Genomic DNA, 26,013 nt, shown 5'->3' with positions numbered 1-26,013 from the left:
GGGCGGATGTGCCCGCCTTGACCACCCGCTTATGCAGCCCTCCCCTCCCACGTACCGCCCCGCACCCACCGCGCTAGGCTGGCGGGCATGATTCGGCCCGCGCCTTCTCCCGGCCCCCTGGTTTCCGCCCCGCTGGAGGGAGCCGCGTGACCTCACGGGCACCGCAGATCGGCCGCCTCGATCCCCTCTCGCTGGGGGCCATTCTGGTCACCATCGTGTTCTGGGCGTCGGCGTTCGCGGGTATCCGGGCGGGGCTGGACGCCTTCACACCGGGGCACCTCACGCTGTACCGCTTTCTGGTGGCGAGCGCGGCGCTGGGCCTCTACGCGGTCGCCGCGCGGATTCCGGTGCCGCCCCTGGCCGACCTGGGCCGCATCGCGCTGCTGAGCTTTTCCGGCATCACGCTGTATCACCTCTGCCTGAACTACGGCGAACTGACCGTGCCCGCCGGAACCGCCAGCCTGATCATCGCGGCGGGGCCGGTGATCACGGCGCTGCTGGCGACGCGCTTCGCGGGCGAGCGGCTCAACGCGCTGGGGTGGCTGGGCACGCTGGTCAGCCTCAGCGGGGTCGCGCTGATCGTGCTGGGGCGCGGGGAAAGCCTGGACTTCACGCGGGGGGCGCTGCTGATCCTGGCGGCGGCCCTCTTTACCAGCCTGTACTTCGTGTTCGAGCGGCCCCTGCTGGCCCGGATGAATCCGCTGCACTTCACGGTCTGGAGCCTCTTGACAGGCACGGTCCCGCTGCTGGTCTTCCTGCCGGGCTTCGGGACAGAGCTGGCGCGGGCACCGCTCGCCGCACACCTCGCCGTCATCTATATCGGGCTGTTCCCGGCGGCGCTGGCGTACCTGACGTGGACCTTCGCCCTCGCGCGGGTGGGGGCCAGCACCGCCACGTCCTTTCTGTACGTCTCGCCGGTCTTCGCCATCCTGATCGCGTGGCTGTGGCTGGGCGAGCTGCCCACGCTGCTCTCGGTGCTGGGCGGCACGGTAGCCATCCTGGGCGTCATCCTGGTCAATACGCGCGGACGGCCCGCCGCGTGAGGGAGGCGGGCGGCATGGGCGCGCCGGAACCGGGTGACATCGCCATCCGGCTGGAGGGGGTGACGGTGCGGCTGGGCGGCCAGGCGGTGCTGGAGGACGTGAGCCTGACCGTGCCCCACGGCGAGTTCCTGGCGGTGATCGGCCCCTCGGGCGGCGGCAAGAGCACGCTGCTGCGGGTGCTGGCGGGGCTGCTGCGCCCGCAGGAAGGGACGGTGGAGGTCGCCTCGCCCCCCGCGCTGATGTTTCAGGACAACCGGCTGCTGCCGTGGCGCACGGCGCTGCGGAATGTGGGGCTGCCGCGTGACCTGGGAACCGGCAGTGGCCTGGACCCAGGCGAGGCGCTGCACCAGGTGGGGCTGGACGCCTACGCCGGCTACTACCCCGCGCAGCTTTCCGGCGGGATGCGGGCGCGGGTGGCGCTGGCCCGCGCGCTGGCGCAGAGCCACGACGTGCTGCTGCTGGACGAACCCTTCGCGGCGCTCGACGCCCTGGTGCGCGAACGCTTCAACACCGAACTGCGCCACCTGCACGACAAGACCGGGCGCACGACTGTGCTGGTCACCCACTCCATCCGCGAGGCCGCGTGGCTGGCCGACCGGGTGGCGGTGCTGCGCGGCGGGCGTATCGTGGCGATTCTGGACACCCGCCAGAAGACGCACGCGCCGCCCGCCGGACCGCTGGAAGCCGAGTTGCGTGGCCTGCTGGGGGCCGGGGACAGCACGCGGCTGGTGGTGGAGCCGCCGACGCCCCCGCGCCTGGGCTGGCTGCCCCCCACCGCCGCGCTGCTGGCGGGCCTGGTGCTGTGGGAGGTGGCGGCCCGCGCCCTGCACCAGCCTTTCTTGCTGCCCGGCCCGGCGCAGGTCTGGGCCGAGCTGGCGAGGACCCCCGGCGAGTTCCTGGCCTACACCTGGGCCACGGCGCGGGTGGCGCTGCTGGGGGCGCTGCTGGGCGCGCTGGCCGGGGCGCTGCTGGGCTATCCCCTGGGCAAGTCGCGGGCGCTGGAACGCTTCCTGAGTCCCTTTGTGGTCGCGTCGCAGAGTGCGCCCATCGTGGTGCTGGCCCCCCTGCTGATCACCTGGTTCGGCTTCGGCAGCGTGCCCGCCGTGCTGGTCAGCGCCCTCTCGGCCCTTTACCCGGTCCTGGTCGCCACCATCGTCGGTGTGCGCGAGGTCCCGGCCACCAGCTACGAGCTGTTCGCCACCCTCCGGGCCACGCCCTGGCAGCGGCTCACGCGGCTTGAGCTGCCCAGCGCCCTCCCGGTGATGCTGGGCGGCCTGAGGCTGGCCCTCAGCCTCGCGCTGATCGGGGCCGTCGTGTGGGAATTCGTGAGCAACCAGCCCGGCCTGGGCTTCGCCGTCAACCAGGCCCGCGCCTACTACAACACGCCCCGGCAGTTCGCGGCCATCGTGCTGCTGATCGGGCTGGGGGTGCTGCTGTATCTGGCGGTGACGACGCTGGAGCGGCGGGTGCTGCGGCACCGCAGGGCGCGGTAGCGGGACGCGGTGCGCGGGATGCAGGAAAAGCGCTTTGACCGCGCACCGCGTCCCGCCGACCGCGTACCCTGACAGTCATGGACAGACCAGTCGTCTGCGTGGGGGCCTTGGTATGGGGACCGGACGGGCGCGTCCTGCTGGTCCGCACGACGAAATGGCGCGGGCGGTGGGGCGTGCCGGGGGGCAAGGTGGAGTGGGGCGAGACGCTGGCGGACGCCGTGCGGCGCGAGTTCCGTGAGGAGACGGGCCTGGCGCTCTCGGACGTGCGGTACGCGCAGACGCAGGAGGCGGTGCTGAGCGAGGAGTTCCACAAGCCCGCGCACATGCTGCTGGTGGACTTCTTCGCCAGGGCGGACACGCCGGACATCACCCCCAACGAGGAAATCGAGGAATGGGCCTGGGTGCCGCTGGCGGAGGCGGCGGATTACCCGCTCAACACCGTGACGCGGACGCTGGTGGACCTGGCCCGGAGCCGGGGGAAAGCGTGACGGGGGGGCGCGAGAAGGGCACCGCCCTCGTGACCGGGGCGGCACGCGGGATTGGGCGGGCGCTGGCCGTCGCGCTCGCCGCCGAGGGGTACGCGGTGGCCGTGCATTACCGGGGCAGCGAGGCGGACGCCCGCGAAACGGCCCGCCTCTGCGGGGAAAAGGGCGTGCGGGCCGCCACCCTCCAGGCCGACCTGACCGACCCGGCACAGGCGCGGCAGCTGGTGCGGGAGGCACACGCAGCCTTCCCCGGTTCGCCCCTGGCCGTGCTGGTGAACAACGTGGGGAACTACGTGCACAAACCGCTGCTGGACACCACCGACGCCGAGTGGGCCGACATGCTCGCCAGCAACCTCACCGCCACCTTCGCCACCTGCCAGGAGGCCGCGCCGCTGATGCAGGCGGCGGGCTTCGGGCGCATCGTGAACCTGGGGTACGCGGGCGCGCGGCACCTCGTCGCGCGGCCCGGCATCGTGCCGTACGTAGTGGCCAAGGCGGGCGTGCTGCACCTCTCGCATGCGCTGGGCAAGGTGCTGGCGGGCAGCGGCGTCAGCGTGAACGTGGTCAGCCCCGGCGTGATCGAAACCAGTGTCAGCCAGCCCCTCCGCGAGATTCCCGCCGGGCGCGTGGGTACCGTGGCCGAACTGGTGGACGCCGCCCTGTACTTCGTGCGCGCCAGCGACTACGTGACCGGGCAGGAGCTGGAGGTGGCGGGGGGCTGGAATCTTTGAGCGGCCAGCCGCCAGCACCCAGCAAGAACTGGAAGCTGGCGGCTGGCCGCTGGAAGCTGATCGCTGTTACCTCGCGGGCTTGACCTGCAGGTCCATCACCGCGTTCTGGGTGCGCGGGAGTTCCTGCTGCTGGCTGCTGGTGTACAGCACGTTGCCGTTCGGGCCGGTGACCCGGACATTCAGCACGTAGACGCGGCGGGGATTCAGGCGGGCCGGGTTGTACTGGACCTGATAGGGGGCCGAGAGGCGCGTGGCGGGGAAGTTGACCTTCACCAGCGTGGGGTGGTTGCCGTTGACGCGGGTCACGTCCTGAACGCTCAGCACCACCATGCTGCCGGCGGGGAGGCGGACCTCCTGGGGAGCGCGGATGCGGCCGGTCAGAACGCGCCAGCCACTGGGCACCTCTTGCAGGCTGGGCACGCTGGTCTGGGCCGCGGGCGTGGCGGGCCGGGTGATGATGATGGTCTGCGCGGCGGCCGGGGCGGCGACCAGGGCCGCCAGCAGGAGAGTCATGATTCGTTTCATGAGTCCACGCTAGGCCTGACCTCCGTCAGGTACGAGGGAAAAGAACGTATCTTTCCTTCACGTTCCCCCGCCCCCCGGCTCACGCATGGGCCGCAACGGGTGCGCTCCAATAGCGGCGATGGCCGACCTCCCGCCCGCTGCCAGCCTCGTTCCACTCACCGACCATGCCGGGGCGCTCGCCTGGCTGGCCCGCGACCCGGCGCTGGCGGAGGTGCTGGCCCGGACGCCGCCCCTGCCGGTGCTGACGCCTGCCGCCGACCCCTTCGGCCGGCTGGTGCGGAGCGTGGTGGGGCAGCAGCTTTCCACGCGGGCGGCGGCCAGCATTCACGGGCGGCTGGAGGGGACCCTGGGCCGCGTGACGCCGGAAACGCTGCTGCGGGCCGCCCCCGACGACCTGCGCGCCCTGGGCCTGTCGTGGGCCAAGGTCCGCACCGTGCGCGCCCTGGCCGACGCTGCCCTGTCGGGTCAGGTGGACTTCGCGCACCTCGCCACGCTGCCGGACGAGGCCGTGATCGCGGCCCTCACGCCCTTGCCCGGCATCGGGCGCTGGACGGTGGAGATGTTCCTGATGTTCGCGCTGGCGCGGCCCGACGTGTTCAGCTTCGGGGACCTGGTGCTGCGCCAGGGCCTCGCCCGCCTGTCGCCCGGCCTGCCCGCCGGGACCGCCCAGGCGCAGTGGGTGGCCGCGTGGTCGCCCTACCGCACGCTCGCCGCGCGGGTGCTGTGGGCCGAGGCGGGGCGGCTGCGGGAAGCCGCGCGGGGGGAGGCGGTGCGGGGCAGGACCGTTCCCAGCGACCCGCTGTAGCCCGGCTCAGCAATGGTGCGGACAGTTTCATAACCTTCTGGACCTTTTCAGCGTTGGGACGGCGTTGCCGTCCACCCCCCTCCCCAACCCCTCTGCAAGCAGCTCTGCGAGTCCCCCGCAAGGGGAGAGGAGCTTTTTGCGCCCTACACGCTATTTTCGAATACACCTATCGCGAGAGGATGCAAAACTGTAGGCACCATTGCTCATACGGAGTCCGTCTGTTCCGTTTAGCCATCGGAACAGAGCCGATGGGCAAACTCCACGTCCGAAGCCCGTTTTTCTCCCACTCGCGCTGCCCGGATGGAATCACTTCGTCAACGATTCCATCGGAGTCCGTCTCAGCCCTCCAGATACCGCTTCAGTGCCTCCAGCCGCACGATCACCGGCGTGCGGGCGCGGACGATGGCCCCCTCACGCTTGAGCTTGCCCAGCGAATGGCTGACCGTCTCGCGGGTCGCGCCGACCATGCGGGCGATGTCCTCCTGGTTGAGTTTGAGCGCCACCTCCACGCCCTGGGGGTGGGGCCGCCCGAATTCGCGCGCCAGGCGGTAGAGCAGGCTGGCGACCCGTTCAGGCGCGCTGTAGGCGCTGACGGTGGCCGTCCAGGCCTGCGCCTCGAAGAGCCGGGCGGCCATCAGGCGAATCAGTTTCATGGCGAGGTCGGGCTTGCTGGACAGCAGCTCTTGCAGCTCGGCGCGGGGCAAGACGATCAGGGTGGTCTGCTCCAGGGCCTCGGCCTGGGTGGGGCGGCGTTCTTCCGGTTGCAGCAGCAGCTCCCCGAAGGTGTCGTGCTGGCCGATGACACCCAGGATCGCCTCCTTGCCGTTGGGAAAGAGCTTGCTGATCTTGACCAGCCCGCTGCGCACGAAATACAGCGCGTCCGCCGGGTCGTCCATGCGGTAGATCACCTCGCCCGGCCCGTAGGAGCGGTAGGGCGTGGCGGCGGCCACCCGTTCCAGTTCGGCCAGCTCAAGGTCCGCGAACAGCTCGGTACGCTTGAGGTGCCACACCAGACTGGGGTAGTTCATGGTTCTGATCAGAATACCCGAAAGTGCCCGGCCGGACAGGACCGTGACGCGCCACACGTGACTTTTGCCCCCGAACGTTTTAGACTCGGTACAATCAAACATGCCGGGCATCCTCGCCCCCGGAGGCGAAGCGCCCGCGCGGAGGAGACGAGACATGCCCCAGTACAAAGCACCCCTGCGCGACATGAAGTTCCTGATGCACGAGCTGCTCCAGGCCCCCCAGGTGCTGGGCGGCCTGCCGTTCTACGCCGAGAACGAGACGGCCGACGCCGACCTGATGGCCCAGGTACTCGAAGAAGCGGCCCGCTTCGTGGAGGGCGAGCTGGTGCCGCTCAACCCCGTGGGCGACCAGGAGGGCTGCACCCGGCACGAGGACGGCAGCGTGACCACGCCGACCGGCTTCAAGGCCGCCTACAAGAAGTACCGCGAGGCGGGCTGGACCGCACTGGACGCCGACCCCGCCTACGGCGGCCAGGGGATGCCCCACCTCGTCAGCAACGCGCTGGTCGAGATGATGACCTCGGCCAACGTGGCGTGGTCGATGTACCCCGGCCTCTCACACGGGGCCTACTCGGCCCTGCACGCGGTGGGCAGCGAGGACCTCAAGAACACCTACCTGCCCAGGATCGTCAGCGGCGAGTGGACCGGGACCATGTGCCTCACCGAACCGCACGCGGGCACCGACCTGGGCATCATCCGCACCAAGGCCGTAGACAACGGCGACGGCAGCTACAGCATCACCGGCACCAAGATCTTCATCAGCGCCGGTGAGCACGATATGGCCGAGAACATCGTCCACCTGGTGCTGGCCCGCCTGGAGGGCAGCCCGATGGGCACCAAGGGCATCTCGCTTTTCCTGGTGCCCAAGTTCCTGCCCAACGCCGATGGCAGCCTGGGCGAGCGCAACGGCGTGGTGTGCGGCTCCATCGAGCACAAGATGGGCATTCACGGCAACGCGACCGCCGTGCTGAACTTCGACGGCGCGAAGGGCTTCCTGGTCGGGGAAATCAACAAGGGCATGAACCACATGTTCATCATGATGAACGCGGCCCGCCTGGGCACCGGCCTCCAGGGCCTCGGCCTGGGTGAGGTGGCGTACCAGAATGCGCTGGCCTACGCCAAAGACCGCCTCCAGATGCGCCACGAGCCGCGCGTGGACCCGGCCCAGCCCGCCGACCCGATCATCGTCTACCCCGACGTGCGCCGGATGCTGCTGACCGGCAAGGCGTACACCGAAGCGGGTCGCGCGCTGGCGATGTGGCTGGCCCTGAGCATCGACATCGAGCACCACCACCCCGACGAGGCGCAGCGCAAGGAGGCCGCCGACCTGGTCGCGCTGCTGACGCCGATCGCCAAGGCCTTCATGACCGACAACGGGTTCCAGACCGCCGTGCTCTCGCAGCAGGTCTTCGGCGGGCACGGCTACATCCGCGAGTGGGGCATGGAGCAGTTCGTGCGTGACGCCCGCATCGGCCAGATCTACGAGGGCACCAACGGCATCCAGGCCCTCGACCTGCTGGGCCGCAAGGTGCTGATGGACGGCGGCAAGAAGCTCCAGAAGCTCGCGGGGATGCTCCAGGAGTTCGTGGAGGAGAACGCGGACGACGAGAACCTCGCGCCCTACCTCGACCAGCTCGGCAAGGCCGCCAACCAGCTCGGCAGCCTCACGATGGTGATCGGCCAGAAGGCCATGCAGGGGCCGGAGGGCGCGGACGAGGTGAACGCCGCCGCCGTGGACTACCTGCGCTTCTTCGGCCACGTGGTGTACGGCTACCTGTGGGCCAGGATGGCGAAGATTGCCCAGGACAAGATCGACGCCGGGCAGGACAAGGACGGCTTCTACCTCAGCAAGGTGCAGACCGCGAAGTTCTACTTCAGCAAGCTCTTCCCCGAAACCAAGATGCTCGCCGCCACCATCAAGGCCGGAAACGAGAGCCTGGCCGTGGATGACCGCGCCGTGTTCGGGCTGGAGCAGCCCCTGGTCGGGGCGTAACAGCCAGGACCCGCAACGAGAAACCCCCGCCCGATGCCTGGGCGGGGGTTTCTCGTTGTCTGCCTCAGGTCGCCGGGGCACCCAGGAAGGAGTTGGTGCCCCGCGAGATTCCCCGGAAGTTCTCCGCGTCGGCCCCCGTGACCCCCTGAAAGGCCAGCAGTGCGAAGGTGCAGGGCTGTCCATCCCCGCGGATGCCTTCCGCCGCGGCCTCGTCCAGCAGGGCACTCAGCGCGCGGGCGAGGCGCTGGAAACGTTCCGGCGTGAGCCTCAGCGTCAACCGGTCCAGGTGGGTGGGGAAGGCTTCAGCGGCGGGGGCATCCGGCAGGGGCTGGGGCCGGGCGGGGCGCTCGCGGTCGCCAAAGCCGTACACGTCCTCCTCACCCGCGTGCATCAGGCCCCACGAGCGCTCGTAGGCGTGCAGGAAGGCTTCCGACAGGTCGCGCAGGTCCGCCATGCCGTTGCCCCCCTCCTCCCCCGGCGGCAGCAGCTCGGAGGGCACCCGGAACTCCCGCGCGGCGAGCTGGTAAAACACCTTGCCGCCCTCGCGTTTCGCCTCCACAGCAGGCCCAGCTCAGCCAGCTTGCGGGCGTGGTGGTGGGCGAGGTTGGCGGCCATCCCCAGGCGCGGGGTCACCTCGCTGGGAGAGCGGGGCTGGAGGAACTGCCCGAGAAAACTATGGTTCTGCCTGAGCGCGCGGGCCACTGCCGGGTCCGTCACGCGCTGCACCTCCTGCTGGGTCAATGTCATGGCAGCAGCCTGACAGGGCGCGTTTCAGTGGGCCAGGGGCGGGACTGAAACGCGGGAACTGGCAACGCCCTGACCTGTTCCGACGTATAAGAGGCTATGAGCAAACCGGTGCGTCAGGAAACGGTGATAGCCACCCGGCCCGCCGCAGGTCCCCTCACCCCCGCGCGGGTGGCGCTGTACACCGGGGGAGCGGTGCTGGCGCTGGCGGCGCTGGCCGGGGCCGCGGTGGCCGTGGCGGGGGTCGCCCTGACCACCGTGACCGTCGCGGCGCTGATCGTGGCGGTGCTGGCGGTGATCTTTTTGATGCCCGCCCTGCTGCTGGCCCTGAATTCCGTGCGGGTGCGCGGCAAGGAGGCGGTGGCGCGCGCAATGCCGCTGGAAACCCTGATCGTGCAGCGCCAGCAGTTCGAGAACCTGATCGCCGCCAAGGGCCGCCAGCTTGCCGAGGCCAACGGGCACCTCGCCGACTTCGCGCGGCTGATCGATACCAACCGCGCCGAGATGGACGCGGCCGACACGGCCCGCTGGGAGCAGGACCTCCAGGTGAGCCGCGACGCCTTCGCGCGGGCGCAGACCCACCTCGACGACCTGCGGCAGGATCTCACGGAGTTCGACCGCCAGATCAAAAAGGCCCGCATCGACACCCAGCTCGCGCAGGCCAAGGGCAACGTGGCCTCGGCCCTCCAGCAGGCCAACCTCAGCGCCGAGGACCGCCACGTGACTGAATCGGCCCTGTCGGAGATTGCTCGCCGTGCCGGACGCAACGCCGAACTGCTCGACCAGGCCCTGGCGACCGGCCAGCGCAGCGCGCGCCCCGGCGGGAGCGGCGCGTGAGCCGGGTGCGCGTCCTCGCGGCGCTGCTGGGCCTGATTCTGCTGGCCTGCATCGCCGTGGTGCTGCTCGATCAGCGCGGCGCGTTCGGTGACGCGGCCCAGACGCCGAGTGGCCCGTCACAGGGTCTGCCGAATACACCCCCAGTGTCCGGTGAACCCGGCTACGGCGACCTCAAGTGAATTCCGCTTCCCACCCCCGGAGGTACCCCATGACCCGGACCCGCATCTCGCCCGCCCACCTGCTTCTCGGCTCGCTGCTGACGCTCGGAGCGGCCCAGGCGGCCCCGCCCATGCTGAATGTCGCTACGGGCAGCCCCACCGGCACCTACAGCGCCATGTTCAAGAACGTCGGCCAGCTCTGCACCCAGAGCGCCTACCTGCGCGAACGCGGCACCAGCGGCAGCCTGGAAAACATCGACCTGCTGCTGAACAACGAGGTGTCGCTGGCCTTTGTGCAGAGCGACGTGCTCAAGGCCCGGCAGCAGATCGACAAGGACCCCCGGGTGGAGGGCATCCGCGCGCTGCTGCCCCTGCACCACGAGGAAATTCACCTGTTCGCCCGGCCCGCCGTGGTCAAGAAGAACATCCTGGGCAAGACCACGGTGACGGGTGTGCAGAACTTCGCCGACCTCAAGGGCAAAAAGGTGGGGGCCTGGGGCGGCAGCATCATCACGGCGCGGGTGGTGGGCGCGATGACCGAGGTGCCGTACCAGATTCAGACCTTCAAGGACCAGGCCTCAGCCTTTGCCGCCCTGCAAGCGGGACAGGTGGACGCGGTGCTGGCGGTCGTGGGGCAGCCTGCCGCCTGGGTCAAGAACCTCAGCGGCGTGCAGCTGCTCGCCGTGCCTTCCACACCCAAGCTGAACACCATCTACACGCCGGCCAAGCTGTTCTACCCCAACCTCGGTGCCCAGAGCGTGCCCACCATCGCCGTGCAGAGCGTGCTGGCGACCCGCGACTTCAAGACCCCCGACAAGAAAAAGCTGCTGCTGGACTACCAGAAGTGCGCCATGCAGAAACTGGTCAACTTGCAAGAAGACGAGGGCATGCACCCCAAGTGGCAGGACGTGACCTTCAAGACGTGGCCCTGGCCGCAGTACAAATAAGCGCGCAGCCAACCGGGGAAGCGCCCCTGGCCCCGCCTTCCCGGCAGGCCCTTAACGTTTCTGCATCCCGCGGGAGTGGTGGGCACGCGCGGGCGGCATGGCCTGCTACATTGACCGCTGGAGACTTCAGGCCATGCCGACCTACGTGTACAAGAATCTGGAAACCGGCGAACTCTACGAGATCAAGCAGAGCATGCGCGACGACCCCCTCACGCAGCACCCCGAGACGGGCGCGGCCATCAAGCGCGTGCTCTCCACGCCCGGCATCGCCTTTCGCGGGAGCGGCTTTTACGTGACCGACTCCCGGCCCAGGAAGGGCGGCGGCGACAGCGGGGCCAAGGGCGGCGGCAGCGAGTGAAGCCGGGCCTGCGCGCTGCCGGAATCGTGCTGCTGCTGACGGGTGCGGTCACGGGCGCGTATGTCACGGGCCGCGTCACGGCGCAGCGGGCGCTGGTCACCCCCGACGAGATCAACACGGTCGAGGTGGCCCAGAAGGCCATCCAGGCGGTGGTGCGGGTGGATGTGCGGCTGCGCAAGGACAAGCTGCAACCCGGCGATGACCCGGTGGACACCGGCACCGGCTTCTTCTACAAGCAGAACCTGATCGTGACCAACTACCACGTGATCCAGGATCAGGAATCGGTGAGCGTGACGCTGTACAACGGGCGGCGCGTTCCGGCGCGGATCGAGGGGGTGGACCCCGGGATTGACATCGCCATCCTGCGGGTGACCGGGGCGACCGCGCCGCGCACCCTGGCCTTCGGGCGCAGCGCCGGGCTGATTCCGGGCCAGAAGCTGATCACCATCGGCACGCCGCTCAAGATTCAGAACTATGTCGGCGTGGGGAACTTCAGCGTGGTGGTCGGTGCCCGCGACGTGCCGCGCCCCGATCAGCTGGGCCAGGAGGTCGGGCAGTACCTGGCGACGACCGCCAACATCCAGCAGGGCAGCAGCGGCGGCCCGGTCCTCGACTCGCGCGGGACCGTGGTGGGCGTGGCCGATGCCAATGCCGCCCCGAACGTCTTTGTGCCCGGCGTGATCGGCATCGCCATTCCCGGCGACCTGGTGCGCCAGAGCCTCGACGACCTGGAAAAGATCGGGATTCCGCAGCGCGGCACCCTGGGCGTGACCCTGGCCGACCTCGACACCCTCGACCCGGCGCTGCGCCAGCTCGCGGGCCTGAGCAGCTCCGAGGGAGCGCTGGTGGACGAGGTGCCCGCCGGGACCGCTGGGGCGCGCGCGGGCCTACGCGGCAGCCTGCGCAACAGCCGCGGCCAGCTGCTCGCACCGCTGGGCGACATCATCGTGGCGGTGGACGGCCAGCGCGTGCGCGACAGCTACGACGTGGCCCGCCTGGTGGCCGCCAAACGCCCCGGCCAGACCGTCACGCTGCGGCTATGGCGCGGCAAGAAGCCCGTGGACGTGAAGGTGACGCTGCTGAAGCGAACGTTGCAGTGAAGCCGCCAGTTTCCAGCGGCCAGCCGGTAAAGCTCTGAAGCTTTGAGCTATGGGCTATGAACCGGCACCCGCAAGCTTTTGCTTCTGGCGTCAGCCATCTTTTTCATGGCTCATGGCTCACCGCTGCCCCTGACTGACGGCTGGCCGCTGACGGCTGAAAGCCCTATCATTCCCCCCGTGTACCTGGTCGTCGAAGGCCCCATCGGGGTGGGAAAAACGAGCCTGGCGGGGCGGCTCGCGGCGCGCTACGGCGCGGAACTGAACCTGGAGGTCGTCGAGGAGAATCCCTTCCTGGCGCACTTCTACGAGTCGCCGGAGACGTATTCGTTTCAGGTGCAGGTGTTCTTCCTGCTGTCGCGCTTCAAGCAGCTTTCAAAACTCGCGCAGCCGGGACTGTGGAGCGGCAACGTGGTCAGCGACTACCTCTTCGACAAGGACTTCATCTTTGCAGCGATGAACCTCAAGGACGCCGAGTTCGCGCTGTACGAGGACCTCTACGCGCACCTCTCGCCCCGGCTGCCCACGCCCGACCTGGTGGTGTACCTGCGCGCCGAGCCGGACCTGCTGCTGGCGCGCATCGAGAAGCGCGGCCGCCCCTTCGAGCGCGACATGCAGGCCGCCTACCTGGCCGAGCTGACCGCCCGCTACGACGAATACTTCCGCACCTATCCGGGCCACCTCCTGACCGTGGACGCCAGCGGCTACGACTTCGTGCAAAGCCCCCAGGACGAACAGGCCCTGCTGGCCCGCATCGACGCGGCGCTGCACGCGGGGGTGGGGGAAGGGGCGGCGGTATGAGGAGGGGGACGCCGTTGGCGGTACGCGGTGCGCGGGAACAACACGCCCTGCCGACCGCGCACCGCGCACTGCGTACCACCTCCGCGAGCGGAGCGAGCTGACATGTACCTCGCCATCTCCGGCAACATTGGCAGCGGCAAGAGCACCCTCACGCGGATGCTGGCCGACCGCTACGGCCTGCGCCCGGTGTACGAGCCGTATGCGGAAAATCCGTATCTGGAGGACTTCTACCGCGATATGCGGCGGTATTCCTTTCACTCGCAGGTGTACTTTCTGTCGCGGCGGCTGGAGCAGCACCTGGGGATGGTGACGGGGGCGCGGTACGTGATTCAGGACCGCACGGTGTTCGAGGACGCCAACATCTTCGCGCGCAACCTCTTCGAGTCCGGGCAGATGGAGGCGCGCGACTGGGCCACCTACCGCGGCCTGTACGAGGGCATTCTCCCGGCGCTGCGGGTGCCCGACCTGCTGATTCATATCGACGCGGGCCTGCCCACCCTCAAAAAGCGTATCGCCCAGCGCGGCCGGGCCTACGAAAAGGACATCCCCGACGCTTACCTGGAGGGCCTCAACCGCCTGTACGCGGGCTGGGTGCAGGCCTTCGACGCCTGCCCAGTCATGCGCGTGCCCGGCGACGAGCTGGACTTCGTGCAGGACCCGGCGGCCTTTCAGTGGGTGTGCGACCGGGTGCAGGCGCACGGCTTCGGGCTGCCGCTGCTGCGTTGAACAGGCGTTGACCAGAACAGCCTTTCGGGAGACGTTCCCCGCCCAGTCCGGCCGCAGAGTCAGGGGGTGAATTCTGCCTGGGCCTGTGCGCCCGCCTGAGCCTTCTGCCTTCTGCTACCCTCCGCGCATGCGCCTGCCCGACCTCGCCGCTGCCCTCCGCCTGCCCGCCTCTGGCCTGCCCGACGTGGAGGTGCGCGGCGTGACGCACAACGCGGCGTGGGTGCAGCCGGGGTTCGCGTTCGTGGCGATTCGCGGGGCGCGGTTCGATGGGCACAGCTTCCTGCCGGACGTGGCGGCGAAGGGGGCGGTGGCGGTGCTGGGCGAGGGGCTGCCGGATGGTCTGCCCTCGCCCCTCCCCTACCTCGCCGTGCCGGACGCACGGGCCGCCCTGGCCGACGCGGCGGCGGCGCTGGCGGGTCATCCCAGCCGGGAGCTGAAGGTGGTCGGCGTGACCGGCACCGACGGCAAGACCACCACCAGTTGGCTGACGCGCCACCTGCTGCGCGCGGCGGGCCTCCCGACCGGCCTGCTGAGTACGGTGGGCTACGAGCTGCCGGACGGCGATCTGCGGCATTTCCCGGCCCACTTCACCACCCCGGAGGCCCCCCAGGTGCAGCAAACGCTGCGCGAGATGGTGGAGGCGGGCGGGCAGGCCGTGGTGCTGGAGGCGAGCAGCCACGCCCTGGCGCTGGACCGGGTGCGCGGCGTGGACTGGGACGTGGCGGTGTGGACGCACCTGTCGAGTGAGCACCTGGACTTTCACGGCACGCTGGAGAACTACTTCGCGGACAAGCGCAAGCTGGTGGAACGCGCTCCCTTCGCTGTGTTGAATGTGGACGACCCCTGGACCGCGCAGCTGCGGGGCCTCGCGCCCCTGGAGACGACCTACAGCGCCGAGAACCAGCACGCCGACTGGCGGGCGACCGGCATTCAGGAGCGTGCGACCGGCCTGCATTTCCACGTCACCTCCCCGCTGGGCGAGTTCGACGCCCACCTGCCGATGATTGGCCGCTTCAACGTGGCGAACGCGCTGGCCGGGATGGCGGCGGCGGCCCATCTGGGCGGGGCGGCGGCGCAACTGGTGGAGGGCCTGGCCTCCTTCCGCGGCGTGCCGGGGCGGATGGAACTCGTGCCGGGCACCGAGGCCGACCCGCGCGTCATCGTGGATTTCGCGCACACGCCGCCCAGTCTGGAAAAGGCGCTGTCCACGCTGCGCGCCACCACCCAGGGACGGCTGTGGGTGCTGCTGGGTTCGGCGGGCGGCCCCCGCGACCCCGGCAAGCGTGCCCCGCTGGGCGAGGTGGCGACCCGGCTGGCCGACCACGCCGTCTTTACCGAGGAGGACCACCGCGACACGCCGCTCGCAGACATCCTGCGTGAGATGGAGCGGGGGGCAGCGGGCCGGAGCAACTTCAACAGCATCGGGGACCGGCGGGAGGCCATCCGGTACGTCATTCAGGCGGCGCAACCGGGCGACACCGTGCTGCTGGCCGGCAAGGGACCGGAAGACACCCTGGAGCGGGGCAGCGAGGTCATCCCCTGGAACGAGGTGGCCGAGGCGCGGGCGGCGCTGACACAGCGGTCATGACCTGGACGCCGGAGGAACTGCTGCGCCACACCAGCGGCAAGGTGCGTGAGCGGGCGCAGACGCTGCTGGGGGACGTGAGCCACCGCTCGTGCGAGGGCCAGACCTACCGGGCCAGGGTGCAGGGCAGCCGCCGCGCCCCCTACCGCGTGCAGATCGACCTCCAGACTGGCGCGGTGAGGTGTTCCTGCCCCGACGAATACAACGCCATCTGCAAGCACGCCGCGGCGACGTTGTGGGTGCTGGCGGAGAATCCCGAGTCCTTTGAAGCGGCTCCCGAACCCCGCCGCCTTCCTCGCCTGCGCGGCTGGACCGACGCCGACGTGGAACGGCTGCTGGAACGCCTGCACGACCTCTATCCCGACACGGTGGACGACTGGGCACGCCAGCGGGTGCAGACGCTGGAGGAAGAGGAGTGGGGGTAGGCCCGCTCAACCGGCCTACGGCTCCTGCGCCACCTGGCCGATGCCGCTGCCCTGGCCAGACGACAGACTGCGGGGCAGTAAAGGGAGGCGAGCATGCGAGATTCGGCAGACCCAGAGGACGACCGGCCACCACAACGATGAACCCCCCGCACAGATAAGCCGTCTGTGCCGGTGAACGCGCCACATCCGGCGCAGGCAGGCTAGAGATATGAACGGAAAACAGATCACCAAGCTGGGCTTTGAGAAAAAGGCGATTAAATTAGCCCTCGCCGCCGCCGGGCAGCGCGAGAAAGCGGGCCTCAGCCGTCACGAGATTCTGGACGAGTTGCAGGCCGTGCAGGCCAACCCGCAGGCCTACCTGACGGGCGGCGTGTACGCCGAGCTGGCAACCGAGCTGACCTCCCAGCAGGAGGCGCAGCAGGCCCGCCAGACCGCCGCGCTGCGCCCCACGCCCCTCCCCTATCGTGTCTGGGGCGAGGACCTGATCGAACCCGGCGCGCGCACCCAGATGGACGTGGCGATGCAACTGCCCATCAGCCGCGCCGGGGCGCTGATGCCCGACGCGCACGTGGGCTACGGCCTGCCCATCGGCGGAGTGCTGGCGACCCAGGACGCCGTGATTCCCTACGGCGTGGGCGTGGACATCGGCTGCTCGATGCGCCTGAGCGTGCTGCCGCTGAAGCCGGACAGCCTGACCACCGACGAGGCCCGCAAGCTGCTGCTGAAGCACACCCGCTTCGGCGCAGGGGTCAGCTTCGAGAAGAGCTTCCGCGGCGACCACGAGGTGCTACACGAGGGGACGTGGCGCGACCAGCCCGTGCTGCGCCACCTGCACGACAAGGCCGCCGAGCAGATCGGCACGTCGGGCAGCGGCAACCATTTCGTGGAGTTCGGGACGCTGACGCTCCCGCAGGCCGACCTGGGGCTGGAGGCCGGGGAGTACCTCGCCGTCCTGTCGCACAGCGGCTCGCGCGGCTTCGGGGCGCAGGTGGCGAACCACTTCACCAAGCTGGCGCAGGCGCTGCACCCCACGCTCGACCCCGCCGCCCGCAAGCTGGCGTGGCTCCCGCTGGACACCGAGGAGGGCCAGGCCTACTGGCAGGCGATGAACCTGGCGGGCCGCTACGCCCTCGCCAACCACGACCTGATTCACGCCCGCCTCGCCCGCGCGCTGGGCGTGCAGCCCGCGGCCAGCGTGGGCAACAGCCACAACCTCGCCTGGCGGCAGCGGGTGGGCGAGCACGACCTGATCGTCCACCGCAAGGGCGCGACTCCCGCCGAGCAGGGCCAACTGGGCCTGATTCCCGGCAGCATGGCCGACCCCGGCTTCGTGGTGCGCGGGCGGGGCAACCCCGACGCCCTCGCCAGCGCCAGCCACGGCGCGGGCCGCCAGATGGGCCGCAAGGCCGCCGCGAACACCCTCGCCAAGCGGGACGTGCAGGCGTACCTGCGGGAGCGCGGCGTGACCCTCATCGGCGGCGGCATTGACGAGGCCCCGCAGGCCTACAAGCGCATCGAGAACGTCATCGCCCGGCAGGGCGACCTGGTGGACGTGGTGGCTCAGTTTACGCCGCGCGTGGTGCGGATGGACACGGGCAGCGAGGACGTGTAGGAGCGGTCAGCAGTCAGGTTTCAGCCGTCAGCAGGGTACAGCGGGAGCGTTCGCTGGCCCTGCTTGCGCTGCTGCGCCCTACAGGCGGCGGAGGAGCCAGTCTGTCACTTCACGGAACGTCTCCTGCCGCACTTCCGCTCCTTCCAGCAGCAGCACACGCCGCCAGTGGCCCTCCGGCTGCTGGGGGAGGCTCGGCAGCGTCTCCCACATCAGGGTGGCGGGTGGGCTGGGGCGGTCGTTGACGGCGCAGAGGGCTTCGGCCAGCTTCCAGGTGTTCGTGTGGACCAGGAAGGCGGCCTGCTCCGCCGAGGCCCCGTCCAGCTTGCGGAGCGTGGCGGCTAGCCAGTGTCGCAGCGCCTGCCGCTGGGCGGGGGGCGTGCGGTAAGCCGCCAGCCGTGTCACCGCCTCCCGCCCAAGCCGGGTAAGTTCGCCGCTGGGGTCATGCAGCACCCGGCTCGCGGCCCAGGCATACAGCGCCGCGCCGCCCGCCTCCACCTGTTCCCGCGCCCGTGTCAGCGTGTGCCCGTGCCGCTCCAACAGGACGCCCGCGCGTTCCTCCGTCTCGAAGGGCCGCGCCTGGGTCCAGTACAGCCGCAGGTCGAGGTCGGACGTGGGCCGCGCCGTGCCGCGCGCCACGGAGCCGCACAGCAGGACACCCAGCGCCCCGGCCTCCACCGCCCGCGCCACCTCCTCCACCAGCAGGCGGCGGTGAAGGTCGTGCTGGACGAAGGTCAGGTCAGGCATCCTGAACGTCATACGGGCAGGCTCCGACGGTTCCGGAGAACAGCAACGCTCAGGATAAGGGCTGCCACAGGCGTGGTTACCAGACGGCCGAGGCCAAATTGCCGGTCGAAGGAGGATGACTCGATATGTGCGGCAATCGACAGCCCGAACAGGGGCAGGATGAACATCGCCAGCAGGCCCACACCGAAGCGTTGCCAGAGAGGTTCAGTCGCCCCGAAGTGCAGCGAGCGGGGCAACGTGAAGCACACCGCACCCAGCAGGACCACCAGCGGCCACCAGACGAGTTCGGGAGGAAAGACGAAGTCGGCCCCTCCCGAGGTCAGCAGCAGCAGGAAAACAGGCAGGCCGAGGCTTGCGAGCAGGCCCAGCCAGCCCAACCAGGCCATGTTCCGCAGGCCCGACCAGAAGGCGCAGAGCCAGCCCAGCCCAACGGTAAAAAGTACGCCCAGCACGCGGGCAAACCAGCCCGCCGCGTCCGTTGCCAGGGTCAGGCCAGGTTCCTCTGCCCTGGTCGGCCTGGGGGTAGGGTGCGCGGGCCACGTCAGCGTGTTCCCCTGAGCGGTCGTCACGGTGATGGCGTACCCTGCCAGCGTTTCCGGGCGCAGCCGGACCACGCTCCGCACCCTGCCCGAATCGAGATGCGGCAGTCCGGGAACGAGCGCCGCGCAGGATTGCCCCTCCCAGTCGGTAGGAGGTTGGTCCATTGCCCCGCCGAGTCTCTGTTCTTCCAGAGCTTCCACGCAGTGTCGCAGGACATTCTGCGCGGCGACTTCATAGGCCTGCGTCTGGGCCAGCGTCCCGGCCTCAGCGCCTGCGGTCACACTGCTCCAGACCAGGAGCCAGCCGAGCAGGGCAGCCCTGCCCGTGTTCACTCCTCGAAGCCGTGCGGGTGCGTCCGGTGCCAGTTCCAGGCCGTCTGCACGATCTCCTTCAGGTCGGTGAAGCGGGGGGCAAAGCCCAGCTCCTCCACGATGCGGTGGGCGTCGGCCACCAGGCGGGGCGGGTCGCCGGGGCGGCGGGGGGCGATTTCGCGGTTGAGGGGGCGGCCCGTCACCTCGTCCACCGCGTCCAGCACCTGCAACACGCTGAAGCCGTGGCCCAGGCCCACGTTGTAGGTCCCGGCGTCCTGCTTGCCGCCCGCCAGCGCCTCCACGGCCAGCACGTGCGCGTCGGCCAGGTCCAGCACGTGGATGTAGTCGCGGATGCAGGTGCCGTCGGGGGTGGGGTAGTCGTCCCCGAAGATCATCATCTTCTCGCGCTGGCCCAGGGCGGTCAGGCAGGCGAGTTCGATCAGGTGCGTCTTGTTGGGGTGGTCTTCCCCTATGGTGCCGTCGGGGGCCGCGCCGCACACGTTGAAGTAGCGCAGGATGACGTAGGGCAGGCCGTGCGCCACGTGGAAGGCGTGGATCATGCGCTCGGTCATCAGCTTGGTCTCGCCGTACACGCTCTCGGGGTGCAGCGGCGCGTCCTCGGGGATGGGCACCGCGTCGGTGGTGCCATACACGGCGGCCGTCGAGGAGAACACCAGCGGAATCTTGCGCGTCTCCACGATGGCCTGGAGCAGGTTCAGGCTGCCCACCACGTTGTTGCGGTAGTAGCGGGCCGGGGCGCGCATGCTCTCGCCCACCTCGATCAGCGCGGCGAAGTGAACCACCGCGTCGGGCTGGTGGGTTTCCAGCGCCGTCTTCACGGCGGCCGGGTCCAGCAGGTCGGCCTGCACCAGCGGCACGCCTGCCGGGAGTGCCTGCGCGTGCCCGCTCGACAGGTTGTCGAACACCACCACCTCGTGCCCCGCCCCCAGCAGTTGCCGCACCGTGTGCGACCCGATGTATCCCGCGCCCCCCACCACCATCAGCTTCATGGGGACAGGGTAAGGGATGCGGCAGGCTGAAGGCCGAAGGCGGAGGGCAAAGCCTTTAGCCTTCGGCCATCTGCCTTCGGCCCTCCGCCGTCGTTCCCCGCACGACCAGCCGCGTCGGCAGCGTCACGTCGGGCGGCCGTTCGCCACTCAGCAGGGCCAGGACGGCCTCGCCCACGTGCCGGCCCTTGTCGGCGGTCGGTTGCCAGACGGTGCTGAGGTTCAGGGCCGCGCTGCTGGGCAGGTCGTCGAATCCGATCAGGCTCAGATCGGCGGGCACGCGCAGGCCGAGGTGCCGGGCGGCGCGCAGGGCACCGTGGGCCAGCACGTCACTCATGCACAGGAGCGCGGTGATGTCCGGGTGCCGGCGCAGCAGGTCGAGCGCGGCGGCCTCGCCGTCTTCCGGCGTGTTCTGTGCGGTTTCCACCAGGTGGAGGGTCGCCCCCGCCGCGCCCTCGCGGTACCCCCGCAGGCGCTCGGCAGTGGTCCGGTAGGCGAGGGCCGCCTCACGCCGGGGCGTGACGGGGCCGGCGTGGCGCTCCGGGCCGAGTTCCAGGCAGAGCACGCCGATCTGGCGGTGCCCCAGCTCCCACAGGTGGCGGGCTGCCGCAGAGGCCCCCCCCGCGTCGTCGATCCCGACCTGCGCGGCGTGGGGCTGGGGCGTCTGGTCGACCAGCACGGTGGGCAGCCCGCGCTCCAGCACCGCCCGCAGCAGCTCGTGGCCCTCGGCGGCGCAGTACACGATAAAGCCGTCCACGCTGGCGGTCCGGACCGGCTGGCCCCCCTCCGGGCTGGCGAGCAGGAGCAGGTTCAACCCCGCCTGCTGAAGGGCCTGCGTCACGCTGCCCAGAAACAGTGCCGCCGCCGGATCGGCAAAGGCGTAGGCCAGCGGGGCATCGTACACGACGCCGATCACGCCCGTTCGCCCCCGGCGCAGGCTGCGGGCCAGGGGGTCGGGGCCGCCGTAGCCCAGTTCGCGCGCCGCGCCCAGCACCCGCTCGCGCAGTTCGGGCGAGAGCTGGTCGGGGCGGTTGTAGGCGTTGCTGACCGTCGCCGCAGACACCCCCAGCCGCGCCGCCACATCACGCAGGGTGACGCGGCGGGCGGGCGGCTTGGCGGCGGGCATGGGCAGATGCTAGCGTATGGGAAAGGTATCTGAATCGTTTCAGATTCCCCTGTCGCCTTCCGGGAGTGCCCATGACTGACCTGCCCCTCTCCTCCACACCGCCCGCCCGCCCCCAGGCCGAAGCCGCCCGGCGGGCGCTGGGCCTCGTCTTCCTGACGAACGGCACCCTCTTTGCCACCTGGGCCGTGAACATTCCCGCCGTGCGCGACCGGCTGGAGCTGTCGGAGGTGCAGGTCGGCACGGCGCTGCTGGCGGTCGCGGTGGGCAGCCTGATCAGCATGCCGCTGACGGGGGGCTGGACGGCGCGGTTCGGGAGTGACCGGGTGACGCGCCTGGCCGTGGTGCTGACGATGCTGGCGCTGCTGCTGCCGCTGCTCGCCCCGAACCTGTGGACGCTGGTGCTGGCGCTGGCCCTGCTGGGGGCGCTGAACGGCGTGCTGGACGTGGCGATGAACGCTCAGGGCGTGACGGTGGAGCGGCGGCTGGGAAGGCCCATCATGAGCCGCCTGCACGCCTACTTCAGCCTGGGGGGCGTGCTGGGCGCGCTGCTGGGCACCCTGCTGGTGGGCCGGGTGCCGCTGCTGGTTCACGGCGCGCTGGTGGTGGCCGTGACCACGCTCGCCGGATTGCTGGCAGGCCGCCTGCTGCTGCCCGACCTGCCGGAGCCGCGGGACGCAGCGGAACAGAGCGCCTCCCCCGCCCGCCCCGGCTTGAGTCCGGCCGCGCTGCTGCTGGGCAGCCTGTGCTTCCTGGGAATGCTCGCGGAGGGGGCCAACTACGACTGGACGGCGCTGTACTTCCGCGACGTGCTGGGGCTGGCGGGGGGTCAGGCGGGCATCGGCTACGCGGCTTTCGTCGCGGCAATGACGCTGGGCCGCTGGTTCGGGGACCGCGTCCGCACCCGCCTGGGCGACGAGGTGACGGTGCGGGGCGGCGCGTTGCTGACTGCCCTGGGCCTGGCACTGGCGCTGCTGGTGCGCGACCCGCTCCCCGCCACGCTGGGCTTCGCGCTGTCGGGGCTGGGCCTCAGCAACGTGGTGCCGGTGCTGTACGGCACGGCGGGACACGCCCTGGCCGGACGCGGTATCGCGCAGGTCGCCACCATCGGCTACGCGGGCTTCCTGCTCGGCCCGCCCGCCATCGGCTTCATCGCCGGACAGGTCGGCCTGCCCGCCGCGCTGGGGGTGGCGCTGGCCGGGGCGGCGCTGGTGGCGCTGCTGGGGGGCCAGGCCTTCAGGCTCGTCCGCGAGCGGCGGGCGGAAGCGACCTGATCTCTACCCCTCCCGCTTCCCCACATAGCGGGCACGGGGCCGGATAATCTGCCCCCCCGCCCGCGCCTCCAGCGCGTGGGCCAGCCAGCCCGGCACGCGCCCCAGGGCGAACAGGGTCACGGCGTCCTCTGCCGGACGACCCAGCGTCTGCGCCAGCGTCGCCAGGGCCAGGTCCACGTTCGGGGCCTCGCCCGTCTCCCCGCGCATGTGGTCGGCCAGGGCCAGGGCGGCCTGCACGGCGGGGGCCGCGGGCTGCGCCGCGTGCAGCGCCCCCAGCAGGGCGCGGGCGCGGGGGTCGCCCTCCGGATAGAGGCGGTGGCCGAAGCCGGGCGGGTGGGCATGGCGGCGGGTGGCGTCGCGCAGGGCTGCCGCCGGGCCGGAGTTCAGCGCCGCGCGCAGGAGGTCGTGGGCCGCCGCACTCGCCAGGCCATGCCACGGTCCCTGCACCGCCGCCAGCGCCGCGAGTGTGGTGTGGTGCAGGCTGGCTCCACCCCCCGCCGCCACCCGCGCGGTAAAGGCGCTCACGTTCAGCTCGTGGTCGGCCAGCAGCACCAGCGCGCGGCGCAGCAGGTCGGCCGCGTCCGGTCCCACCCCCCAGGCGCGGGCCAGCCGGGCGTGCAGCGGCAGGTCGGGGGCCGGGGGCCGCCCCAGGTGCCGCTCCAGCGTGCCGTACAGCAGATTCAGGACGCGGCCCGCCCCCGCCGCCTGCGCCCCGGGCCGCGCGTCCAGGGCGGCAAGGTCGTGTGCTCCTGCATGAACCAGGGCCAGGCCCAGCGCTTCCAGTGCCGTGGCGGCCCGGGGCAGCGGGGCCAGCGTCAGCCGGGCGCGCAGGGGCAGGTGCTTCCAGCCCCCCGCGTCGCCCGTCCACAGCAGCGCGGCGACCTCCTCCACCGTGGCGGTGTCGGCCAGCACCGCCACGTCCCGGCCCCGGTAGCTCAGCGTGCCGTCCGCGATGCGGGTCAGGGCGCTGTCCAGCACGGGCGCACCCCAGGCGAGGGCACCCTGCACCGCCTCCTCGCTCGCGGCGCGCACGGCGGCCTCGGGGTCCCGCCGCGCCCCCTGCCGCTGCACCAGCCTCTCCACGTCCCCGGCGTGATAGCGCCGCTCGCGGGTTCCTGGGGGGCCGGGTTCGCTGCGAATCAGGCCACGCGAGACGTAGGCGTACAGGGTCGCGGGTTTCACCCCCAGCCGGGCGGCCGCCTCGGCGGTGGTCAGGGTCGGGACAGGAGAGGACATGCGTCTCAGCCTAACATTGATTCTTCCATCAAGATTGACGGTAAAGATTGACAGGTTTACCGTGCGGCCATGACCCCCGATACCCCCGTGACCGATGTGGCCCGGCCCGACCTCTTTCCCGCCGCGTTTCCCCCGGACAGCTTTCCCCAGGTGGTGTGGGAGGAAGGCGCGCGGCCGGCCACTCTGCCCCCCCTGGCCTGGACGACCGAAACCACCCACCGCGACGGCCAGCAGGGCGGCTTGCCGCTCACGGCGGCGGACGGGCTGGCGATTTACGAGCTGATGGGGGCGTTTACCGGGAACTCCGGTGCCCTGCGGCAGGCCGAGTTCTTCGTGTACCGCCCCGCCGACCGCGCCATGCTGGAAGGCGCGTTGGAACGCTGGCGCTCCGGGCACCCGGTGGAACCCACCACCTGGATTCGCGCCACACGCCGGGACGCCGAGCTGGTGGCGGGCCTGGGCGTGCGCGAGACGGGCATGCTCGCCAGCGCCAGCGACTACCACACCTTTTTCAAGTTCACGCCGGGAGGCCGCGCCCAGGCGGCCCGGACCTATCTGGACGCGGTGCAGGCCGTGCTGGATGCCGGGCTGCGGCCCCGCCTCCATCTGGAAGATGCCACCCGCGCGCCCCGCGAGTTCATCCTGCCCTTCGTGGCGGCGGTGCAGGAGCTGAGCGCACCCTACGGCGAGGCGCAGGCCCCCAAGTTCCGGGTGTGCGACACGATGGGCGTTGGCCTCCCGCTGGAGGGGGTGGCCTGGCCCCGCAGCGTGCCCGGCATGATCCGCGAACTGCTCGCGGCAGGTCTTCCCGGCGAGCGGCTGGAGTTTCACCCGCACAACGACACGCATCTGGTGGTCGCCAACTGCCTCTCGGCCGTGCTGGCAGGCTGCGCGGCCATCAACGGCACCCTGCTGGGCAAGGGCGAGCGCACCGGCAACGCGCCGCTGGAAGGCGTGCTGCTGCACCTGCTCGGCCTGAATCTGCTGCCCGGCCAGCCCGATTACCACGCCCTCAATGCGCTGGCGGACCTGTACGAACGGCTGGGCCAGGGCGTGCCCGCCAAGTACCCCCTCTATGGCCGCGACGCCCACCGCACCCGCGCGGGCATCCATGCCGACGGGCTGAACAAGTTCTGGCCGATGTACGCCCCCTTCGACGTGCCGCGCCTGCTGGGGCGACCCCTGGACCTCAGCCTCACCAAGGACAGCGGCCTGGCGGGTCTGATCTTCCTGATCAGAGGACATACGGGCGTCGAGCTGCCCAAGACCCACCCCGGCCTGCGCGCCCTGCACGAGGAACTGACCGCCGAATTCGACGCGGGCCGCCAGACCGCCATCGAGTGGGAGGAAATCGCGGACCGCGCCGTTGCCCTGGGCTGAGTTCGGTCTGAAGGGGCCACGTGTTAGCCTCCGGCATGAATCCCGACCGCTACCGCGTGGCCCCTGGGCAGGCCGTTCACCTCAAGGACTGGGCGACCGACGACAACGGCGGCCTCAGCAAGGAAGAAGGTCAGGCCCGCCTGCCCGGCCTGCTGACCCGCCTCGCCGATCTTCAGGAACGCCTGTACGCCGAGGGCCAGCAGGCGCTCCTGATGGTCCTGCAAGCACGCGACGCGGGCGGCAAGGACGGCACCGTCAAGAAGGTGGTCGGGGCCTTTAACCCCAACGGCGTGCAGGTCAGCAACTTCAAGGTGCCCACCGAGGAGGAACGCGCCCACGATTTCCTGTGGCGCATCCACGCCCGTGCCCCCCGCCACGGCATGGTGGGGGTGTTCAACCGCAGCCAGTACGAGGACGTTCTGGTCACGCGCATCCACGGCCTGATTGACGACCAGGAGGCGGAACGCCGCCTGCAACATATCCGTGCCTTCGAGTCGCTGCTCACCGATTCGGGCACCCGCATCGTCAAGTTCTACCTGCACATCAGCCCCGAGGAGCAGAAGGCGCGGCTTCAGGCCCGACTGGACAATCCCAGCAAGCACTGGAAATTCAACCCCGGCGATCTGGAGGAACGCGCCCGCTGGGACGACTACACCCAGGCCTACGAGGCCGCCCTGACCACCAGCACTGCAGCCTCCCCCTGGTACGTGATTCCCGCGGATCGCAAGTGGTTTCGCAACCTCCTGATCAGCCAAATTCTGGTCGACACCCTGGAAGACATGAACCCGCAGTACCCTGCACCGACGTTCGATGCTGCCAGCATCACCATCCAGTAACAGCCCACAAAAAAGCCCCCACCTGTAGAGGGTGGGGGGTGAGGAATGGAGCGGGAGACGAGATTCGAACTCGCGACATCTACCTTGGCAAGGTAGTGCTCTACCAGCTGAGCTACTCCCGCACAGTGTTGTGCAGAGAAAGGGAAAAACCCCCGCGCTGACCGACTTT

27 protein-coding genes and 1 tRNA gene are annotated in these 26,013 nt (G+C 70.4%); 19 read left to right on the top strand and 9 right to left on the bottom strand.

Annotation, left to right across the window (positions count from 1 at the left end):
• Positions 1-146: 146 nt before the first annotated feature.
• The 4 genes from ABEA67_RS15135 (at position 147) to tmpR (ending at position 3,752) form a co-directional block, all read left to right on the top strand.
• A complete protein-coding gene (locus ABEA67_RS15135; protein WP_345466717.1) occupies positions 147-1,043 on the top strand; it encodes a DMT family transporter in 897 nt (298 codons plus the stop codon).
• Between the two features lie 14 nt (positions 1,044-1,057).
• Complete coding sequence (locus ABEA67_RS15130) at positions 1,058-2,536, top strand: ABC transporter permease subunit (RefSeq protein ID WP_345466715.1); 1,479 nt, start codon at positions 1,058-1,060, stop codon at positions 2,534-2,536.
• A 77-nt stretch (positions 2,537-2,613) separates the two neighbouring features.
• Positions 2,614-3,024: an NUDIX domain-containing protein gene (locus ABEA67_RS15125; RefSeq protein WP_345466713.1), complete on the top strand. Its 411-nt coding sequence runs from the start codon at positions 2,614-2,616 to the stop codon at positions 3,022-3,024.
• Entirely contained in the window at positions 3,021-3,752 is a 732-nt protein-coding gene (gene tmpR, locus ABEA67_RS15120; RefSeq protein ID WP_345466711.1) for a bifunctional dihydropteridine reductase/dihydrofolate reductase TmpR, read from the top strand. Before ABEA67_RS15125 ends, tmpR begins: the two co-directional genes overlap by 4 nt.
• Before the next feature lie 66 nt (positions 3,753-3,818).
• Here tmpR and ABEA67_RS15115 read toward each other — a convergent pair whose 3' ends face one another.
• A complete protein-coding gene (locus tag ABEA67_RS15115) occupies positions 3,819-4,277 on the bottom strand; it encodes a YbaY family lipoprotein (RefSeq protein ID WP_345466709.1) in 459 nt (152 codons plus the stop codon).
• Positions 4,278-4,395: 118 nt separating this feature from the next.
• Between ABEA67_RS15115 and ABEA67_RS15110 the strand changes: the two genes are divergently transcribed.
• Positions 4,396-5,082, top strand: a complete 687-nt coding sequence (locus ABEA67_RS15110; protein ID WP_345466707.1) for a DNA-3-methyladenine glycosylase family protein — start codon at positions 4,396-4,398, stop codon at positions 5,080-5,082.
• Between the two features lie 338 nt (positions 5,083-5,420).
• Here the strand turns inward: ABEA67_RS15110 and ABEA67_RS15105 are convergent, their stop codons facing one another.
• Positions 5,421-6,110: a Crp/Fnr family transcriptional regulator gene (locus tag ABEA67_RS15105; RefSeq protein ID WP_345466706.1), complete on the bottom strand. Its 690-nt coding sequence runs from the start codon at positions 6,108-6,110 to the stop codon at positions 5,421-5,423.
• A gap of 154 nt (positions 6,111-6,264) precedes the next feature.
• Here ABEA67_RS15105 and ABEA67_RS15100 point away from each other — a divergent pair, with 154 nt between their 5' ends.
• Positions 6,265-8,103: an acyl-CoA dehydrogenase C-terminal domain-containing protein gene (locus ABEA67_RS15100; protein WP_345466705.1), complete on the top strand. Its 1,839-nt coding sequence runs from the start codon at positions 6,265-6,267 to the stop codon at positions 8,101-8,103.
• 64 nt (positions 8,104-8,167) lie between these two features.
• On the opposite strand, the gene ABEA67_RS15095 is transcribed toward ABEA67_RS15100, so the two are convergent.
• Positions 8,168-8,662, bottom strand: coding sequence for a hypothetical protein (locus ABEA67_RS15095; RefSeq protein WP_345466703.1), 495 nt, complete (start codon positions 8,660-8,662; stop codon positions 8,168-8,170).
• 284 nt (positions 8,663-8,946) lie between these two features.
• On the opposite strand from ABEA67_RS15095, the gene ABEA67_RS15090 reads away from it, so the two are divergent.
• The 10 genes from ABEA67_RS15090 (at position 8,947) to ABEA67_RS15045 (ending at position 17,393) form a co-directional block, all read left to right on the top strand.
• The gene (locus ABEA67_RS15090; RefSeq protein ID WP_345466701.1) at positions 8,947-9,684 is read left to right on the top strand and encodes a hypothetical protein; all 738 of its coding nucleotides are present in this window, start codon (positions 8,947-8,949) and stop codon (positions 9,682-9,684) included.
• Positions 9,681-9,863, top strand: a complete 183-nt coding sequence (locus tag ABEA67_RS15085) for a hypothetical protein (protein WP_345466699.1) — start codon at positions 9,681-9,683, stop codon at positions 9,861-9,863. Before ABEA67_RS15090 ends, ABEA67_RS15085 begins: the two co-directional genes overlap by 4 nt.
• A gap of 29 nt (positions 9,864-9,892) precedes the next feature.
• A complete protein-coding gene (locus tag ABEA67_RS15080; RefSeq protein ID WP_345466696.1) occupies positions 9,893-10,789 on the top strand; it encodes a TAXI family TRAP transporter solute-binding subunit in 897 nt (298 codons plus the stop codon).
• Between the two features lie 133 nt (positions 10,790-10,922).
• Positions 10,923-11,147, top strand: a complete 225-nt coding sequence (locus ABEA67_RS15075; RefSeq protein ID WP_345466694.1) for an FmdB family zinc ribbon protein — start codon at positions 10,923-10,925, stop codon at positions 11,145-11,147.
• The gene (locus ABEA67_RS15070; RefSeq protein WP_345466692.1) at positions 11,144-12,247 is read left to right on the top strand and encodes a S1C family serine protease; all 1,104 of its coding nucleotides are present in this window, start codon (positions 11,144-11,146) and stop codon (positions 12,245-12,247) included. Before ABEA67_RS15075 ends, ABEA67_RS15070 begins: the two co-directional genes overlap by 4 nt.
• Before the next feature lie 177 nt (positions 12,248-12,424).
• Positions 12,425-13,045, top strand: a complete 621-nt coding sequence (locus tag ABEA67_RS15065; protein ID WP_345466690.1) for a deoxynucleoside kinase — start codon at positions 12,425-12,427, stop codon at positions 13,043-13,045.
• 102 nt (positions 13,046-13,147) lie between these two features.
• Positions 13,148-13,771 (top strand): deoxynucleoside kinase, encoded by a 624-nt coding sequence (locus ABEA67_RS15060; RefSeq protein ID WP_345466688.1) that lies wholly within the window; start codon positions 13,148-13,150, stop codon positions 13,769-13,771.
• Between the two features lie 127 nt (positions 13,772-13,898).
• Positions 13,899-15,359 carry a UDP-N-acetylmuramoyl-L-alanyl-D-glutamate--2,6-diaminopimelate ligase gene (locus ABEA67_RS15055; RefSeq protein WP_345466687.1) on the top strand — a complete coding sequence of 487 codons (1,461 nt, stop codon included), beginning with the start codon at positions 13,899-13,901 and terminating at the stop codon, positions 15,357-15,359.
• A complete protein-coding gene (locus ABEA67_RS15050; RefSeq protein WP_345466685.1) occupies positions 15,356-15,781 on the top strand; it encodes an SWIM zinc finger family protein in 426 nt (141 codons plus the stop codon). The genes ABEA67_RS15055 and ABEA67_RS15050 overlap by 4 nt, the downstream gene beginning before the upstream one ends.
• 208 nt (positions 15,782-15,989) lie before the next feature.
• On the top strand, positions 15,990-17,393 hold the full coding sequence (locus tag ABEA67_RS15045; protein ID WP_345466683.1) for an RtcB family protein: 1,404 nt from the start codon (positions 15,990-15,992) through the stop codon (positions 17,391-17,393).
• A gap of 78 nt (positions 17,394-17,471) precedes the next feature.
• On the opposite strand, the gene ABEA67_RS15040 is transcribed toward ABEA67_RS15045, so the two are convergent.
• Genes ABEA67_RS15040 through ABEA67_RS15025 form a run of 4 tightly spaced genes read right to left on the bottom strand, consistent with a single transcriptional unit; the run spans position 17,472 to position 21,121 of the window.
• Entirely contained in the window at positions 17,472-18,149 is a 678-nt protein-coding gene (locus tag ABEA67_RS15040) for a nucleotidyltransferase domain-containing protein (RefSeq protein WP_345466681.1), read from the bottom strand.
• Entirely contained in the window at positions 18,146-18,958 is an 813-nt protein-coding gene (locus tag ABEA67_RS15035; RefSeq protein WP_345466679.1) for a hypothetical protein, read from the bottom strand. The genes ABEA67_RS15040 and ABEA67_RS15035 overlap by 4 nt, the downstream gene beginning before the upstream one ends.
• Positions 18,959-19,005: 47 nt before the next feature.
• Positions 19,006-19,998 carry a UDP-glucose 4-epimerase GalE gene (gene galE / locus ABEA67_RS15030; protein ID WP_345466677.1) on the bottom strand — a complete coding sequence of 331 codons (993 nt, stop codon included), beginning with the start codon at positions 19,996-19,998 and terminating at the stop codon, positions 19,006-19,008.
• A 55-nt stretch (positions 19,999-20,053) separates the two neighbouring features.
• Positions 20,054-21,121, bottom strand: a complete 1,068-nt coding sequence (locus ABEA67_RS15025) for a LacI family DNA-binding transcriptional regulator (RefSeq protein WP_345466675.1) — start codon at positions 21,119-21,121, stop codon at positions 20,054-20,056.
• 71 nt (positions 21,122-21,192) lie between these two features.
• Here ABEA67_RS15025 and ABEA67_RS15020 point away from each other — a divergent pair, with 71 nt between their 5' ends.
• Complete coding sequence (locus tag ABEA67_RS15020) at positions 21,193-22,392, top strand: MFS transporter (RefSeq protein WP_345466673.1); 1,200 nt, start codon at positions 21,193-21,195, stop codon at positions 22,390-22,392.
• A 3-nt stretch (positions 22,393-22,395) separates the two neighbouring features.
• On the opposite strand, the gene ABEA67_RS15015 is transcribed toward ABEA67_RS15020, so the two are convergent.
• Complete coding sequence (locus ABEA67_RS15015) at positions 22,396-23,628, bottom strand: citrate/2-methylcitrate synthase (protein ID WP_345466671.1); 1,233 nt, start codon at positions 23,626-23,628, stop codon at positions 22,396-22,398.
• 69 nt (positions 23,629-23,697) lie between these two features.
• Between ABEA67_RS15015 and ABEA67_RS15010 the strand changes: the two genes are divergently transcribed.
• Positions 23,698-25,008 (top strand): beta/alpha barrel domain-containing protein, encoded by a 1,311-nt coding sequence (locus tag ABEA67_RS15010; RefSeq protein ID WP_345466669.1) that lies wholly within the window; start codon positions 23,698-23,700, stop codon positions 25,006-25,008.
• 35 nt (positions 25,009-25,043) lie between these two features.
• Positions 25,044-25,844 carry a polyphosphate kinase 2 family protein gene (locus ABEA67_RS15005; protein ID WP_345466667.1) on the top strand — a complete coding sequence of 267 codons (801 nt, stop codon included), beginning with the start codon at positions 25,044-25,046 and terminating at the stop codon, positions 25,842-25,844.
• A 46-nt stretch (positions 25,845-25,890) separates the two neighbouring features.
• On the opposite strand, the gene ABEA67_RS15000 is transcribed toward ABEA67_RS15005, so the two are convergent.
• Positions 25,891-25,966: transfer RNA gene (locus tag ABEA67_RS15000), tRNA-Gly, on the bottom strand.
• Positions 25,967-26,013: the final 47 nt, after the last annotated feature.

The organism is Deinococcus carri, from assembly GCF_039545055.1.
GTDB lineage: Bacteria > Deinococcota > Deinococci > Deinococcales > Deinococcaceae > Deinococcus > Deinococcus carri.
This window is presented reverse-complemented; position numbering and strand designations above follow the sequence as displayed.

What these genes read in the sequence shown, in the direction of transcription:
- ABEA67_RS15010 (WP_345466669.1), top strand. Translation starts at nt 23,698, where the DNA reads ATGACCCCCGATACCCCCGTGACCGATGTGGCCCGGCCCGACCTCTTT.
- ABEA67_RS15110 (WP_345466707.1), top strand. Translation starts at nt 4,396, where the DNA reads ATGGCCGACCTCCCGCCCGCTGCCAGCCTCGTTCCACTCACCGACCAT.
- ABEA67_RS15130 (WP_345466715.1), top strand. Translation starts at nt 1,058, where the DNA reads ATGGGCGCGCCGGAACCGGGTGACATCGCCATCCGGCTGGAGGGGGTG.
- ABEA67_RS15105 (WP_345466706.1), bottom strand. Translation starts at nt 6,110, where the DNA reads ATGAACTACCCCAGTCTGGTGTGGCACCTCAAGCGTACCGAGCTGTTC.
- ABEA67_RS15040 (WP_345466681.1), bottom strand. Translation starts at nt 18,149, where the DNA reads ATGACGTTCAGGATGCCTGACCTGACCTTCGTCCAGCACGACCTTCAC.
- ABEA67_RS15020 (WP_345466673.1), top strand. Translation starts at nt 21,193, where the DNA reads ATGACTGACCTGCCCCTCTCCTCCACACCGCCCGCCCGCCCCCAGGCC.
- ABEA67_RS15005 (WP_345466667.1), top strand. Translation starts at nt 25,044, where the DNA reads ATGAATCCCGACCGCTACCGCGTGGCCCCTGGGCAGGCCGTTCACCTC.
- ABEA67_RS15080 (WP_345466696.1), top strand. Translation starts at nt 9,893, where the DNA reads ATGACCCGGACCCGCATCTCGCCCGCCCACCTGCTTCTCGGCTCGCTG.
- galE (WP_345466677.1), bottom strand. Translation starts at nt 19,998, where the DNA reads ATGAAGCTGATGGTGGTGGGGGGCGCGGGATACATCGGGTCGCACACG.
- ABEA67_RS15115 (WP_345466709.1), bottom strand. Translation starts at nt 4,277, where the DNA reads ATGAAACGAATCATGACTCTCCTGCTGGCGGCCCTGGTCGCCGCCCCG.
- ABEA67_RS15075 (WP_345466694.1), top strand. Translation starts at nt 10,923, where the DNA reads ATGCCGACCTACGTGTACAAGAATCTGGAAACCGGCGAACTCTACGAG.
- ABEA67_RS15090 (WP_345466701.1), top strand. Translation starts at nt 8,947, where the DNA reads ATGAGCAAACCGGTGCGTCAGGAAACGGTGATAGCCACCCGGCCCGCC.
- ABEA67_RS15015 (WP_345466671.1), bottom strand. Translation starts at nt 23,628, where the DNA reads ATGTCCTCTCCTGTCCCGACCCTGACCACCGCCGAGGCGGCCGCCCGG.
- ABEA67_RS15060 (WP_345466688.1), top strand. Translation starts at nt 13,148, where the DNA reads ATGTACCTCGCCATCTCCGGCAACATTGGCAGCGGCAAGAGCACCCTC.
- ABEA67_RS15100 (WP_345466705.1), top strand. Translation starts at nt 6,265, where the DNA reads ATGCCCCAGTACAAAGCACCCCTGCGCGACATGAAGTTCCTGATGCAC.
- ABEA67_RS15050 (WP_345466685.1), top strand. Translation starts at nt 15,356, where the DNA reads ATGACCTGGACGCCGGAGGAACTGCTGCGCCACACCAGCGGCAAGGTG.
- ABEA67_RS15025 (WP_345466675.1), bottom strand. Translation starts at nt 21,121, where the DNA reads ATGCCCGCCGCCAAGCCGCCCGCCCGCCGCGTCACCCTGCGTGATGTG.
- ABEA67_RS15045 (WP_345466683.1), top strand. Translation starts at nt 15,990, where the DNA reads ATGAACGGAAAACAGATCACCAAGCTGGGCTTTGAGAAAAAGGCGATT.
- ABEA67_RS15125 (WP_345466713.1), top strand. Translation starts at nt 2,614, where the DNA reads ATGGACAGACCAGTCGTCTGCGTGGGGGCCTTGGTATGGGGACCGGAC.
- ABEA67_RS15055 (WP_345466687.1), top strand. Translation starts at nt 13,899, where the DNA reads ATGCGCCTGCCCGACCTCGCCGCTGCCCTCCGCCTGCCCGCCTCTGGC.